General features: G+C 67.9%; 10 protein-coding genes and 3 pseudogenes. 7 read left to right on the top strand and 6 right to left on the bottom strand.

The features are described 5' to 3' along the window. The first annotated feature begins 22 nt into the window (after positions 1-22). On the top strand, positions 23-490 hold the full coding sequence (locus OG798_RS52315) for a transposase (protein WP_328759867.1): 468 nt from the start codon (positions 23-25) through the stop codon (positions 488-490). A gap of 504 nt (positions 491-994) precedes the next feature. Here OG798_RS52315 and OG798_RS52310 read toward each other — a convergent pair. Beyond that, positions 995-1,733 (bottom strand): annotated as a pseudogene (locus OG798_RS52310) (DUF4142 domain-containing protein). A gap of 129 nt (positions 1,734-1,862) precedes the next feature. Next, entirely contained in the window at positions 1,863-2,270 is a 408-nt protein-coding gene (locus tag OG798_RS56935) for a hypothetical protein (protein WP_413253629.1), read from the bottom strand. A gap of 75 nt (positions 2,271-2,345) precedes the next feature. On the opposite strand from OG798_RS56935, the pseudogene OG798_RS52300 reads away from it, so the two are divergent. Beyond that, positions 2,346-3,064, top strand: a pseudogene (locus OG798_RS52300) (transposase); the annotation flags it as partial. A 1,075-nt stretch (positions 3,065-4,139) separates the two neighbouring features. Here the strand turns inward: OG798_RS52300 and OG798_RS52290 are convergent. Further along, positions 4,140-4,666: pseudogene (locus OG798_RS52290) on the bottom strand (transposase family protein). A 465-nt stretch (positions 4,667-5,131) separates the two neighbouring features. Between OG798_RS52290 and OG798_RS52280 the strand changes: the two are divergent. From OG798_RS52280 to OG798_RS52270, 3 genes are all read left to right on the top strand, one after another. Further along, a complete protein-coding gene (locus OG798_RS52280) occupies positions 5,132-5,353 on the top strand; it encodes a transposase (protein ID WP_121413365.1) in 222 nt (73 codons plus the stop codon). Positions 5,354-5,409: 56 nt separating this feature from the next. Then, on the top strand, positions 5,410-6,060 hold the full coding sequence (locus OG798_RS52275; RefSeq protein ID WP_328759865.1) for a hypothetical protein: 651 nt from the start codon (positions 5,410-5,412) through the stop codon (positions 6,058-6,060). A 74-nt stretch (positions 6,061-6,134) separates the two neighbouring features. Beyond that, on the top strand, positions 6,135-6,659 hold the full coding sequence (locus tag OG798_RS52270; RefSeq protein ID WP_328759864.1) for a hypothetical protein: 525 nt from the start codon (positions 6,135-6,137) through the stop codon (positions 6,657-6,659). A gap of 145 nt (positions 6,660-6,804) precedes the next feature. Here OG798_RS52270 and OG798_RS52265 read toward each other — a convergent pair whose 3' ends face one another. Together OG798_RS52265 and OG798_RS52260 are read right to left on the bottom strand one after the other, a co-directional pair. After that, complete coding sequence (locus OG798_RS52265) at positions 6,805-8,583, bottom strand: amidohydrolase (protein WP_328759863.1); 1,779 nt, start codon at positions 8,581-8,583, stop codon at positions 6,805-6,807. 328 nt (positions 8,584-8,911) lie between these two features. Next, complete coding sequence (locus OG798_RS52260; RefSeq protein WP_328759862.1) at positions 8,912-9,265, bottom strand: hypothetical protein; 354 nt, start codon at positions 9,263-9,265, stop codon at positions 8,912-8,914. Between the two features lie 1,373 nt (positions 9,266-10,638). Here OG798_RS52260 and OG798_RS52255 point away from each other — a divergent pair. After that, positions 10,639-10,776: a hypothetical protein gene (locus OG798_RS52255; RefSeq protein WP_179436262.1), complete on the top strand. Its 138-nt coding sequence runs from the start codon at positions 10,639-10,641 to the stop codon at positions 10,774-10,776. A gap of 351 nt (positions 10,777-11,127) precedes the next feature. On the opposite strand, the gene OG798_RS52250 is transcribed toward OG798_RS52255, so the two are convergent. Further along, positions 11,128-11,913 (bottom strand): DUF5995 family protein, encoded by a 786-nt coding sequence (locus tag OG798_RS52250; protein ID WP_328759861.1) that lies wholly within the window; start codon positions 11,911-11,913, stop codon positions 11,128-11,130. 1,030 nt (positions 11,914-12,943) lie between these two features. On the opposite strand from OG798_RS52250, the gene OG798_RS52245 reads away from it, so the two are divergent. Next, the gene (locus OG798_RS52245; RefSeq protein WP_328759860.1) at positions 12,944-14,707 is read left to right on the top strand and encodes a hypothetical protein; all 1,764 of its coding nucleotides are present in this window, start codon (positions 12,944-12,946) and stop codon (positions 14,705-14,707) included. Positions 14,708-14,731 lie beyond the last annotated feature (24 nt).

The following is a 14,731-nucleotide window of genomic DNA, read 5'->3' as shown; positions in this document are numbered from 1 at the left end:
AGGGCCCGGGCAGCAAGGGAGGATGGCATGGCCCTACCCGACCTCCTCGCCCACCGCGGCGCCGCTGGTCGTGGCGCGGTTCACCCAGGGGCAGTGTCAGCCCTGGCCGGTCCGCGCTCGGTGCGCCACCTCCCGTGAAACCGTCCAGAACGTGAGCTTTCCCCCGCGGGAGCTCCGCGACCTGCAAGTCCGCATTCGCGCCGAACAGCAGACGCCCGATTGGCAAGCCCGTTTTGCGGTTCACTCTGGGGTGAAGGGCACCGTCAACGAGTTCGCCCATGGACACGGCATGCGCCGCTGCCGCTGCCGGGAACAACCGAAGGCCCACTTGCAGCACGTATTCACGGCCATCGCTGTGAACATCGAGCGCCTCAGCGGTCTGCCGTCGACCGGCGAAGCACCCCCGTCCCGGCCGCCTACCGCATTCCAGGACTTCCTGGACCAGCACGGATTCCCTCGGCTGAAGTTCTGGCGAGCCGTCAGCCGTTGACCTCGGCGTCACCAAGATCTCCGACAGAGTCAAGCTAGGTTTCTCCCCGTAGTCGTCCCGATGGCCGCATACCCGACCGAACTGATGTTGGCATTGACGAACCGAGTCGTATTACTGCCGTCCCTCCCATGGCGGCCATTCACGTAAAGAAACGGGACACCCGCTGCCGTTCGCACCAGGGACTCTCCCATTTCCTTGAAGGCGACGCCCATTCCGGCCGCGGCTAGACTCGCTGCGCCATCACGCAGCTTCCCCACTGCCTGGAAAGCATGCATCTGCGGTTGTGGCTGGCTCGAAGGAACAACCACCAATCAGAACCGCGCCACTGACCCATCCCACCGGGGTGTTTATAGACCGTCTCCCATGGCCCGAACCGCTCCAGCAGATCCCACCGCTGCACACCCGTCCAGCCGATCCCACTGCGCATGCGCCAGATCCCCACGACCCGTACAGCCAGCCTGGCCCCCACACCTCACCCATGCCGGGGGATACGAGGAACAGCGTCTAACTGCCCTTGGCGGGCTGGCCGTTCAGGGCCGGGCCCAGGTCTACCGGGGTGGATGTGGCGTTCGGCGGCGGAGGGAGGACGATGGGGGGGCTGGCCGGCGGGCGGGACCGGCGGGGTCATGTCCGACTTGGGCAGCTTCGGCGGGGTGGTCTGCTTGAACAGCGTGGTGTCGAAGTCGACCAGGCCGGTCTTCTCCATCACCGTGATGTGATCCAGGACGGTGTCGTTGGCCTGGTCGGCCAGGGCGCGCACCAGGGTGTTCTTCGTCGTCGAGCGGATCTTTGCCACGGTGTTGAAGATCGAACCGTGCGTCTGGCGAAGAATGTTCGCGAAGTCGATGTCGAACTGCTTGCCGGTGTCCGCCTTGAGGGCGGTGACGAAACCTTCCTGCTGCGGGCTGGCCACGTTGGGCAGCGTCACGTTCAGCATCGGTGCGATCTTGCGGCAGGTCTCGTCCAGCGCCGCGTGCCCGTCGATCAGGTGCTGACTGGCGATGAGGACCCCCTTGCTCTGCCCCTTCTGGAGGCCGATCTGCCCCACCGGGTGCTCCCACAGACCGGCAGCGCGCACCGCCACCACAAAAGCCCGGTCACCCTCGGTCAACGGCCCCCACTGGGTGTTGGCGATGATCCGGTCGTTCGAGGTCGACACGGTGTCAACTCCGAGCATTGACGGATAGACCAGCGCGCCAAGTGTCAGGGCCAGCGCGCCCCCTACGAAGATACCGCCCACCATGTTCAGCGAACGTTGCACCGTTCCTCCTGCCCGTCAAGAAAGCCGCCGGTCCGTCATCGCCCGACTGGGGCGGACGAAGAGCATTACGCACACGGCACCGTTCAGGTTCACCCAGCCCGGAAAAAGGGTTCACGAACCACGCACGGGAAGCGCGCGAGTGTGCGCAACGACGGCACACGGCGTCTTCGGATGGTCCGGGTGCCAGGCTGATCCAGAGCGAGGACGGCCGGGCAGCGCGGGTGACCTGCGGCGCGACCAGGAACTGGAGATCGGCAGATTGCCGTTGACGACGATCGCTGCGACGAGTGAAGGTGCTTGCGGGTTGGTCAGTCCGCGGAGCGCCGGCTGGAGGGTGAAGAGGTGGTTCTCCGATACGTCGATGGGTGATGTCTTGCGGCTCATGTCCAAGATGCACAGGATCGACAGGCGTGCGCCGTCGGCCCAGACCTTGCACACGCCGGGGCGCGCGATGGTGAACTCGTCGAGCAGCCGGATGCCGTCGGCCGTGTCGTGTACGGAGGCGGCTGTGACGATCACGGCGAGGATCAGGCCGAGGGCGTCCGTGATCAGACGGCGCTTGCGGCCTTTGATCTAACCTCGGGCTTTCACGAGTACCGACGCGGTCGGCAGACCCTGATCCGCACCGACTCCGCCGGCGGCACCCACGAGTTCCTCGACTGGCTCACCAGGCGCGGCCGGTGGCTGTCCTACTCGGTCGGGATGACGATCACCGACGCGGTCCACCACGCCGTGCTGCGGGTCCCGGAGTCGGCCTGGACGGTGGCGGTCGAACCCGACGGCCAGGTTCGCGACGGTGCCTGGGTGGCCGAACTGGCCGGTGACGTCCTCAAAGGCTGGCCAGCCGGGATGCGGTTGATCGTGCGCAAGGAACGACCCCACCCCGGCGCGCAGTTGAGGTTCACCGACGCCGACGGCATGCGTCTGACCTGCTTCGCCGCCAACACCACGGGCACCGCGATCGCGCTCTTGGAACTGCGGCACCGCCAGCGCGCCCGCGCCGAGGACCGGATCCGCGCCGCTCGCGACACTGGCCTGCGCAACCTGCCACTGCACCGCACCGCCCAGAACCAGGCTGGCTGGAGATCGTCCAGCTCGCCCTGGAGCTGCTGGCATGGATGCCGATGCTCGCCCTGCCCGGCCGAGCGCGCCGCTGGGAGCCCAAGCGCCTCCGGCTGCGGCTGTTCACCGCCGCCGCCCGCCTGGTCACCACCGGCCGCCGACGCATCCTCTGCTTGGCCCGCCATTGGCCCTGGACCGACGTGATCACCACGGCCTTCACCCGGCTCCAGGCCCTGCCGAACCCCGACTGACCAGCGAAACGATCCACCCCGACGAGCAGCAGAACGCCCCCGGAGCCGTGGAACCCGACGCCCACCCGACGCGAAAGCCGGGCCGCCAACATGCCCACCACCGCCCCGACAAGCCGAAACGGCCCACCGAAGGGGCCGACAGATCGTCACGAGACTTCGAGGCTCATGGGCGGCACTCGCCGCAGCCGGACGCGATCGAGCAGCTGGCCAAAATTTACGCCGCGAGAAGAGATGCCCCTCGCCAACAGGCGGACCTTAAACGCCAGATCGCAAACAACGCTAAGGAGAGTACGCCTCCAGCTGGCTGGCCCGACAGCGGCACTCTGCCCCAAGTAGCGTCCGCTCAGTGAGGTCTTCTCGGCAACCTGACAGTTGCAGTGCGTAACCACCCTTTGGAAGGTGGCATGGTGATCTAGCATCAGGCGTGAATGAAGTCCCTGGTAGAGACAGGTCTGCGAAGATCACGTTCCCGAGCGCCAGAGGCTTCACGCGTTGGCCAGTGTCACCTACACCGCAGTGCTCCATGCCCGTCGCGAGACCGCTGAGCACGTCGCGAGCAGTGACTCCTGGCCCGCAACCCCGCCGAGGAGCTCGTCGGCCCGAGCGTCCCGGGCCGCCACTGCGGAGACTGGTGAGCTCGCATGTTCATTCGTCACTGATGCATCGGCCGACCAGGAACGAACGTCACTTTCTGCAGCTAATGGACGCGGTGACCTGGGGAACTCGCGACAGTTGAATACACGAAACTCACCAGCATCAGCCCCCGGCCCCCGCTTACACTCCCTCGATGAACGACATACGGTGCACCCAATGCGGTCAGGTCGGGCTTGAGCAGGGCTTTGTCAGCGACAGTGGCAGCGGCGCCCGGGGGTACGCGAGATGGTTCGGAAGCGTCCTAGAGCGGGGCGTAATGGGCATAGCCAAGACGCGGGGCCTGCCGCAATGGCAGATCGATGCCTTCCGCTGCCCGAACTGCGCGCACCTGGAACTGTTCGCCGTCCAGCGATTGAACCTTCGTGGGTAACGTCTCGTGACGGTTCGTGATCTTCGTTCAGGTGGTGCGGCCGTGCTCCACCTATAGCAGGGCAAGGGTGGCTCGTGCGATTCGGGTGATGCTGCCGGGGTCGAGGCTGACTCTGCGCAGGGCCCTGAAGGTGACCTTGAACAGGGCATTGGCGCGTTCGGCGACGCCGTGGATGCCGCGGATCACCTTGTTGAACGTCTTCTGCCTGAGGTCGAGTTCGCGTCCCTGTGGCTTCTTGACGGGGTGTCGCGGCCAGGGCGGACCGGGGAGACCCAGATCGGCCAGCCGTCCGGGGCGGAGATGACCTGGACGTTGCCACCATGGTGCCGGTGTTTTCCCGACCACCAGAGGTCTGCTTTGTTGGGGCCGGGGGCAGCGACGCGGTCGGTACGGATGACGGTGCCCTCCAGGTTGAGGTGGGTGTATCTGGCGGCCGTCGCGCGCTCCAGGGCGGTGGCCAGGTCCGGGCGTGGTCGGCGAGCACCGTCAGGCCCTCGTGCAGGTAGCGGTAGGCGGTCGTTGTGGAGATGCCGTTGTCCCGGGCCAGTTGGACGAGCCGGGCCCCGTCGATGAACCACCGCAGCACGAGGACTGCCTGCTTGAAGGCGCCCAGCGCGCGGGTGCCTCTGCGAGTCCCGAGCCGTTCCCGGTGCTCGTGCAGCAGTTTCGCGACGGGCTCGGCGCTCCCCCGACGGGCATTGAGCACCGCGGTGCAGGTGACACTGGTCAACGCGTGGAGCCTGTGGTGCTTGGGAACGGGATCTTCGCAGACCTGTTTCCTACCAGGGACTTCATTCGTGCCTGGCGCTGGGTCACCATGCCACCGTCCAGCGGATCGTCACGCACCGCAACCGTCGGGTTGCCAAGAAGACTTCACCTCACCCCGCACGGTCGCCGGCTGGATCCTCCAGCACCCCGAGTCCCTCTCCGAGGGCGAACAGCTCTGGATGAAGGCCGTCTTGGCCCCCTGCCCCGAACTGGAAGCCCTCACCAGACACGTCCGTTCGTTCGCTCAGATCCTCACCGAGTGACAGGGCCAACGGCTGCCCGAGTGGCTCGATGCCGTCCGCCAAGATGACCTGCCCGGTCTCCACACCCTCGCTGCGGGCATCGACCGCGACCGTGACGCCGTCGTCGCCGGCCTCCCCCTGCCCTGGAGGTCCGGAGTCGTGGAAGGGCACGTCAACCGCATCAAGATGCTCAAGCGCCAGATGTTCGGCAGCACCGGCTTCAACCTCCTCCGGAAGCGCGTTCTCTTGGCGTGATGAGTCCCGGGAGAAATCGCTAAGCGGGCTGGACCGCCCCAGGCGAGAATGACGCGGTGTTGATCGTGAATGCTGTCCTGGAAACCCCAGACACCGTTGACTTCTCTTTCTGGCCGGTGGCTGACCTGCCTCCGTACCAGTTCATAGCTCTGTCGAGCAGTATGTCCCCGCTCGAAGTCGGCAGCGCGCTGGCCATGCTGGCTGACTACAACTCGCGGACAGGTGACGACGATCTCCCTTTGATGGACGCCAGCGAGGCGATTCGCCGCCTGCTGGAGGCAGACAAAGTCATCGCACCGGGAGGGCCGCGCGTCCACGACACCCGTACCAACGTCACCGTCCAGCCAGGATGTTGTTGTGGGCTGGAGGACTGGCGCGAGTGGCTCAACGTCGCAGACGGAGAGACCCTGTGGCTCGGCCATGACCCTTCACCAAGGCTTGAGCATGCCGACGAGGTCGTGCAGCTGTGGCCGGACAGCGTAGACGCTCAAGAAACTCCTTCCGGGCAGCCCATCGAGATCGTGGTGGGTGACCCACCGGGGATCCTGCATACCGTGCAGGAGGGACTGCAAGGCTTTCTCTGTCTGACCAAGCAGTGGGCCACTCGCCATGTTCCGACTCTCGCCGAGGACCTGGCAGCCAGACTCGACGAAGATCTGGCCATCAGTGCACCACTGCCGGGTACCAGTGGCCAACACGCACCGTAACCGATGACGAAATCTGTGCCAGAGCCCGTTCTCGTGAACAGAGCCAGACATCCCCGTGGCGGCCGCTTTTGCCCATGTTCCTTGGAGGACAGGGCGGAATGGGCGGCGCGGACGCCCCGGGGATCGGGGCGCGCGCGGCCGGGTTGCGCGTCGGCCGGGCCGCCGCGCCGCCGTCAGTGCGGCGGCGACGTCAGGCGGGGGATGTCAGCGGGCTGGAGGTCGGGGCGGGCGCGGTGCAGGCGTGCCGGATGGCGCCACTGGCCGGAAGCGTCGCGGGCGACGTCGACGACAACTTCCACCACCAGCTCGGGTTCACCAGCATGACGTTCAACGTCTCCCTGGTGCCCCACCTGGCGGAGAACGACCAGCCCGTGCATGGATGGCCGGGCCACGCCGGAGCAAGCAGTGCGCCGACCGTGCTGTCGGCCGCCTGGACGAGGGTGGTGGTGCGGCCGATGTACCGAAGGCGCCCATGGTCGTCGTACCTGCCGAGCGGCAGACTGCGGGGAGCGGCCACAGGGCCGGTGACCGCGCCGACGGCTGCCTCCGTCGCCTCGCGCACCTTGTACTTCATCCAGCCCCTCACCGACGGCTCGTAGGCGCCATCCGGCCGTTTGTAGACCGCTCACTCCATCCCGACCGCCGCCCACGACAGCCACTCACGCACAGTGTCCGGATCCGTGGTCGACGGGCGCAGTGAAGTTTCCCCGTACTCAGCCCCTCGGCTGGGTGACCTTCGGGGCGTCAACAGTGGGCAAAGGCTGCGGACATGGCCTTTCGCAGGACAGGGACAGGGACGAGGACGGGGTCTGGGCGGGTGGGAGGGGGCGGGTAGACGGTCCTGCCCTCCTTGATGGTCTCCACGACGGTGATGTCCTTGATCTTCCGCTCGGGGATCGAGAGCGGGTTGTGGCTGAGGATCACGAAGTCGGCGAGCTTGCCAACCTCGATGCTGCCCTTGGTGTCCTCTTCGAAGTACTGGCGGGCGGCGTTGATGGTGATGGACTTCACCGCGTCCAGGGCCGACACACACTGATCCGGGCCCAGGACGCTTCCTGAGGTGCGGGTGACGCGGGTGACCTGGCTGGACAGGATGGCGATCGAGTTGGGCAGGGCGACGGGGGCGTCGTGGTGTGAGGTGTAGGCCATGCCGCGGTCCACCGCCCACCGGGCCGGCGAGATGTCGACAGCACGTTCGGGACCGAGCACGGTCTTGCGGTACCAGTCGCCCCAGTAGTAGGTGTGCATGGAGAAGAACGACGGAATGATCCCGAGTTCCCGGAACGCCTCAATCTGGTCCTCGCGGGCAGTCTGGCAGTGGATCGCCGTCGTACGCCGGTCCTCTCCCGCTTCTTTGGTGGCCGTGCGCACGCACTGGATGAACTGGTCGATGGCGGCGTCGCCGTTCACGTGCGCAATGACCTGCCAGTTGCTGGCGAACCCCGCCCGGACCTGGGCCAGGACGTCCTCGTCCGGCAGGGTCGCATAGCCGCGGTAGTTCTCGTTCAGGCCGTCGGGAGCGGTGAGGTAGGCCTCGGTGAGCCAGGCGGTGCGCCCCTGGGGCGAGCCATCCAGGAGCAGCTTCACTCCGGCCGTGCGCAGGCCCTTGGTGTACTCCCGGCTCGCCTCGACCGTGTCAGGGGCTTTCATGGCCTGGTCGGCCTTGACGTAGACGACCACATCGGTGGGCAGGCCATCGGGGTGGGCGTCCGCGACCTGCCGCAGGAGGTCCAGGACCTCCAGGCTCGCTCCCCCCTCCTGCACGGTCGTGAAGCCGAATCTCGCCGCCGTCAGGAGGCCCATGGCCAGGAACTGCCCGCTGTCGATGGGGTCCATCCCGGCGACGGCCAGATCGGCGGCGGGGTTGAACGCGGTCTCTTCCAGCACCCCGTTCGGCTCTCCGTACACGGGTTCGGATTCGGTCGCGCGCTCCAGCCTCCGCCGGATCACCCCGCCCTTCGGGTCCGGTGTCGTGGCGGTGTACTTGAGCCGTTCGAGCCCCGGGCTGTTGACCGCTCCCAGATGGAAGGACTGGTGGATCGCCAGAACGGGCTTCTCGGTGGACACCGCGTCCAGGTCGTCGCGGGTGGGGTGCCTGCCCTCGGTGAGCATGGAGTCGTCGTAACCGAAACCGATGATCCAGTCCGAGCGTTCCCCCACCTCACTTTCGGCGAACGCGCGCAGCTTGTCCTGGAGGGATGCGATGTCGGTGACGTTGCCGTCGGGAGCGGCCAGGAGATTGGCGATGGTGGCCTGCAGGCCGGTGCCGGTGATGTGGCCGTGCGCATCGATGAAACCCGGCAGCAGAGCCTGGTCCGGCAGCAGGTCGTGCATCCGCGTGTCTGGCCCCTGCCACTTGGCCTGCGCCTGGGTCAGGTTGCCGACGAAGACGATCCGGCCGTCCTTGACCGCCACCGCCTCGGGCGCCGCCGACTTCTCGTCGGCAACCGCCACGATGCAACCGCCGGAGTAGATGATGTCAGCATCTCCGGACCGCGTTCCCGGCGAGATTTCCTGGGACATCACACACCACCTGTTCTCCTGCGAATGAGCGACCTTCGCCACGAAGAGTAGTCACTCGCATGCGAATCGTGATCGATCGACGCCGGCCAGTAACAGGATGAAGCCGCACGCCGCGCCCCGTACGCTGCCCGAGCTACTCATCTACAGAGCCGCGAACCCGACCCTCGATCCCGACCGGAGAGCGCGGGGCGGTAACTGACCGGCCGCCGACTTGTCGATCACCAACACGCGCAGTGCCGGGCCCGGGCCGACTGCCGCGTGGCCCGCCCCTGTCGGATGGGTGCAACGCGGCGGATGGCCGAGAGAATTGTCGTCGGGGGCAGGAGCGTCAGTTGCCAGGCGGGCAGACGTCGGCAATCATGCGGTCCGGGTTGCGGATGATCCAGTCGACGACCTTCTGCCCGTTCAGGCGCTCCAGCACGAAGCGGTCCCGCGGTACCAGATGACTTCTGCTCGGCGCTTGCCTTCCTGTGTACTGCCGCTGGATCGTGGTGCTGGTGGTGTCCTGGGTGCTTGTCATGGTGTTGGTGGTCGTCTTGAGCTGGCACTCGGCTTCCATGCTCAGCTCGTTGGCCGCACCGAGGAAGCTGAACCCGGTCTTCGCCGAGACCTTGACGCCGGCTGTCTCTTCCACCTGCTTGAAGTTCGACGTCGCCAGGCCCGCGGTGACTGATAGGACCAAACACCCACCACCGACCCTTTTACCTCGACTGCACGAACGCAGACGTGGAACGCCCGATACAGGGGGTATCTCCCCGTCGTGAGGAGGCGCTGACCGGCTTGGACGAGATTTGAGGTTCGCCCGTTCGGCCGCCGCGCGAATGGCGTAGCACTTGTCCTGCCGTAGCCGACGCCGCCCCGGCCGTGGCTATTCGCGGACTGAGGCGCAGGACGGGTGAATACGGCGCGCTCGCGCAAATCGGCGAGGGCCTCTCACTGACTCCGGTGGCCGAACCAGTCGGCCGCCTTCGACACATGTCCGGGGTCGCCTCTTCACCAGTAGACCGGTGCTGTCCGGCATGCAGGCGTGCCGTCCATTCCTCGGGCGGGGTGTCTGCCGTCCGGTCGCCCGGCCGACCCCGGCCCGCCCTCTCGAGATTCTCTCGTGCAGCAAGCTCCAGCGCCTCCCGTGTCACTCCAACGGCCCAACCGGCTCATCGCGACAACCGGCTCTCGCGGCCGTGTACCTGCATCAGCTGGAAACCCCAAAGCCACTGACCCAAGTGGCGCAACCGCCACCCCTTGCAGACAGTAAGAAATATGAACCGTCACCGACGCTCACCCCGTCGAGCCCCTTGGATCGCGGGCGGCGCCGCCGTGCTGGTCGCCGGTGGCATCGGCGTCGGCATTTGGGCGACAGGGACGCCCGACCATGAAGCCTCTCGGCCCACACCGTCGGAGATAACACAGCCCACGTCTGCACGCACCCCGAAGCCCAAGCCGACAGCGACGGCTCGTCCCCGGCAATCGGCACCCTCGAGCAACCGGCCTCAGCCGACGCCTCACCAGACGGCGACGGCACCCTCGTCCGGGCCGAAACCGAAGCCACCGGCCACCCGGTCCCCCCTCCACCCCGTGCCCAAACCGACGGCGACAGCAGCGCCGAAGCCCACGCCGAAACCGCCTGTACCATCCCTGCCCACTCCCACTCCCACTCCCACTCCCACTCCCACTCCCACTCCCACGCAGCCTCCCACTCCCACGCAGCCTCCAGCACCCAAACCACCGACAGCAACTGCAACTGCAACACCCCTAGCGACACTGACCGCGCCGCTCCCGCCCAAGGCCACACCGATACCGCCCTCTGCGCCCGAGTCGCCGACGACAACACCGAAGCCCGCACCAACGTCACCTGCGCCCAAGTCCACGCCGCCCCCGCCATCCGTACCGCCCACGCCGCGCCCACCGTCCGTACCGTCCACACCGTCCGTGCCGTCCACGCCGCCCCCGCCATCCGTGTCGCCCCCGCCTTCTGTGTCGCCCACGCCCCCGCCGCCGTCGCCGTCGCCGACACGGTGGTACACGAGCGCGGCAGCGACGGCCGCTGCTCAGCGCATGGCCGCCGCCGGAGTGGTCGGCGATCCTGCCTGTTCGCTGGCGGCCGTCGGCAAGCCGGACCCGGCGCTGCTTCCGAAGGGCCTCACATCGGTCGGCACCGGGCAGGCCGGCAACTACTGGTGCCTGATCTGGTAGCGCCCTGGGTCCGGTCGTGTCAGGTGTCCTCGCGGCCCGAGCGCAGCACTCACGGAAACGGGGAGACCTTGCCCGTGCCGAAAATCTCATCCGGGGCATCCTGGTCGGCCGTGAAAGCTCTGCCACGCGAACACCTGGGCATCGAGGCGCTTCTGGTCCGTATGCCGCCCCGCACGTGACCGCCGACGCCCCGGGGGACCGCGGTCCCCCGGGGCGTCGGCATGGGAACCGTCCCCACATGGGCCTGCTGAATCGCTTCGTCGAGCGACAGCCAAGGCTCCTTCTGACACTAGGTGAGCAGGTGTTCGGCACCGGCTCCAGCGGGATGCCGGACGGTCGATCCGCCGGGCCTCACCCCATCTCCTGCCGCACGGAGGGTCGCTCCATGGCGTTGTCCAGATGAGTGATGACGGCCGGCACGTCATCACTCTCGGTGCTCCGGATCAGCTGCAGGGCCGGCCGGACGAGAACGCCCGGTCGCGCTATCAACCGTGCGAGCACGGCGGCCCGGATGTCGAGCCGCTCGATGGTGGCCTCGCGCTCCTCCTTGTTCTGGCCGGCAAGCAGCACGGCGTTGTACCAGGCCTCCTCGCGGGACTGACGGACACTGAAGTCGAGGATCCGCTCGTCGGTGCGGGCTCCAACCTGATCCAGCAGCGACAGGAGCGGCGACAGGGCGCCGACCGAGTCCTGCACCGCCAGCACCACCCGCCCAAGGATGTCGTTGATCAGCAGAAAGTCGTGCCGTAACGCATGGATGGCCTTGCCTGGACTGGTCCGCGCGGCGGCGATGGCCAGGTCGAGGTTGATGTGCGCGTTCACGCCGAGTATCAGGTGCTGGACGATGACGGTGTCCGCGTCGTCGAGCAGCCCGAACGCCTCGCGCCAACAACGCGGCCCGCTCCGGTCACGACGCCAGGCGTCGTACGCGTCGAAGTAGCGGTTGCCAAAGAACGTGTCGAAACGGTCCATTCGGGCGCCGTCTTCGAACAGCCCACCGTGAATGGCCGTGCGGACCTCAACGGTCACCTGACGGTACAGCGCCGCGAAGTACCCGACCCGGTCACCGGCGCGGCCGGCCTCCCGCACGATCCCGGCGAGCCTGTCCACGACATCGTCGATGTTCTCTGCCGCCATACCCAACTCCCTCTCGCGGTCACCTCGTTCGGCCCGCTCTCTGGCTGCTGTCCGCAGTGCCGATGCAGCCCCGTCCTACCACCGCACACCGGGGAAGGTCCCTGCCTTACAGGAACCGGGACGGGAACCCCGCTCATCTCCCCGCCACGGCCGCGGCGCACGCCGGGGAACGGGACTGCGGCGCGGGGCCATGGGGGCTAAACGACAAGCTGACCCTTTGACTTCTGTCCCCGGCCGAGCGCAGCCAACAGCGGCCGTCGAGAGCTGCCTTCTCGGATGCGCTTCGTCAGCGGCGACGTCCGGGAGAACCCATGCCAGGCGGCGCCGGCAACGCCCGACTGGTGGCCTGGTTCCTGGAGCCACTGTTGCATCGTCAACGGCGGGTGTTGCAGCCGTCCCAGCGACGGTCCCCGGGTGCGACGCCTTGTTTCCCGGGCCCGGCGCAGCGCGTGGGCGCGGGTGGCGCCGCCCTCGATCCTGATGCAGGGCCTGTTCAAGAGAGCGGTCGGTTCGCGAGGCGGCGGCATGGGCCGGAGCAGCTCCCGCAGGGGACGCTAGCCGGACGCCCATACTGCTGCATGGCGGTCAACCACGTGCAACTGCTGCTGCTTGGCGAAGGTCACGGCCGACGCGGTAGCCCCTGGGGAACATCAGCCGTACCTGACCGTCCCGTTGTGCTCGCTCAGCGACCCTCCTGTGCACAGTTCGGTACGCGCCGGTGGCCGACGTGAGTTCTTGCGCCCACCCGGGACGGCGACTGGACACAAGGAGATGGTGATGGCTTCCGCGAGTTCCGATGGAGGCTGAAAGCTTTAGAAAATTGCAGGTCAGACGTCGCCTTCCGAAACGATTCGATAGTCCGCCGCGCACTGGGAAGCTTCAGATTTCCGTCTGTTACCCGGGGAGCGGCAACCCCTCGTTCACGGGGGTGTCACCCGGAGACGGCTTGCTGGGGAGCGAAGTTATCTAGACAACTTTGCTCACCCGGGTGTCGCCACGGCCGCACCCGGGGCGGAGAGGATCCAACACCGTGTCATCCCTCTCACAGACCGCAGCGTCCGGGAGCAGCATCACGACCGGCTCCACGACAGCCCCGCAGCTCGGGGACAAACTGTCCTTCACCTGGGCGACGGACGCGCCCGACCCCAAGAACTGGATCGGCGTCTACCCCGGCGACCGGCTGCCCGGCAGTGGCAGCAACTCCCTGGTGTGGGCGTACACGCCCGGCGCGTCCGGCCGGACGACCCTCGACACCTCGGGCCTGATCGACGGCCCCTACACCGCGTATCTGCTGGCCAAGGACGGCTACGGCATCCTCGCCCGGACAGAGTCGTTCAGCTTCGCGGGCGCGCCCGCCGGCGACTCGATCAAGCTGACCACAGCCACCCCGCACGAGGGGGACAAGGTCGCCTTCCACTGGACGACGGACACACCCGACGCGAAGAACTGGATCGGTGTGTACGACGGCGACCGGGTGCCTGGGCAAGGCTCCTCCCTCGCCTGGGAGTACACCCCCGGCGCCGCCGGCGACATCACCCTCGACACCTCCGGTCTGAGCGGCGGGCCGTACACCGCCTACCTGTTGGCCAAGGACGGCTACGGCGTCCTCGCCCGCTCGGCCGCGTTCAGCTTCGCTGTCCGCCCCGTGATCCCCCGCCCGCATGCGGTGGTGGACGCCCTGACCACGGCCCCACAGACCGCCGGCACGGACGTTTCGGTGAAGCTGGGTGGTCTGTGGGTCAGACCGGAGGGCAATGCCCCCGGCGGCGCGACCTTCAGACGGGTCGCGGGTGACCCGTGGCTGTCGGTGGCCGAGGACGGCACGGTCAACGGCAGAGCCCCGGCCTCCGGCCCGCGCACGCCCGGCCGGATCGTGGTCGCCGTGACCGACAGCGCCGTCGGCACCGACACCGTCGCTGTCCAGGTACCCGTGCGCGCCGCCCGGGACCGGCTGCGCCTGAAGGTCGCCACGCTGAACCTCTGGGACGCCGGTAGCCACGTAGACGGGTTCCTGGAGAAGCAGCTGCGGCTGGTCCTCACCCAGGACCTGGACGTCGTCACGCTCCAGGAGTGCGGTGAAAACGGGGCCGGCAACCTCGCCGGTGCGCTCGGCTGGCACGTGCACCAAGCAGGCGGCCTGGGCCTTGTGAGCCGCTATCCGCTCACCGACGTCGTCGCCCCGACCGCGGCACTGCCGGCCGCCGCTGCGACACTGCATCTGCCCGGCGACCGCACGGTGCGTCTGTGGACGGCCCGGTTGGACGAAGCCGACTACGGGCCGTACGCGCTGCTCGCGGGCCGGACCCCCGCGCAGGCCGAGGCTGCGGAGAAGGCGACCACCCGCTACCAGCAGGTGCAGGCGCTGGTGGCCGCGTTGCGACCGGAACTCGCCGCGCGCACCCCCCTCGTGCTGGCGGCGGGACTCGCCTCGCCGTCCCACCACGACTGGACGAGCCGGACGGCGTCCGCGCACGGCGGAGTGGGCCGGGTGCGGTGGCCCGTCACCGAGACGCTGGAGCGGGCCGGACTCGTCGACGCCTTCCGCGACGCCCACCCCGGCCCGCTGAAGACGCCCGGCATCACCTGGTCCCCCGTCAGGACGCAGCACGAGGGCGGGGGCGCGGAACCGCAGGACCGGATCGACCAGATCCAGTTCGCCGGGCGACTCAAGGTGCTGGAGGCGCACAACCTCTTCACCGGCTGGCCCCGACCGGTGCCGGACACCGCCGCCAACGGCTGGCCCTCCGACCACGCCGCCGCCGTCGTCACCTTCTCCCTGCCCGCCCGCGGCTGACCGCGACCGATCCGAAGGACCTTC

Origin of the sequence: Streptomyces sp. NBC_00271, from assembly GCF_036178845.1 — a bacterium.
Classification (GTDB): domain Bacteria; phylum Actinomycetota; class Actinomycetes; order Streptomycetales; family Streptomycetaceae; genus Streptomyces.
This window is presented reverse-complemented; position numbering and strand designations above follow the sequence as displayed.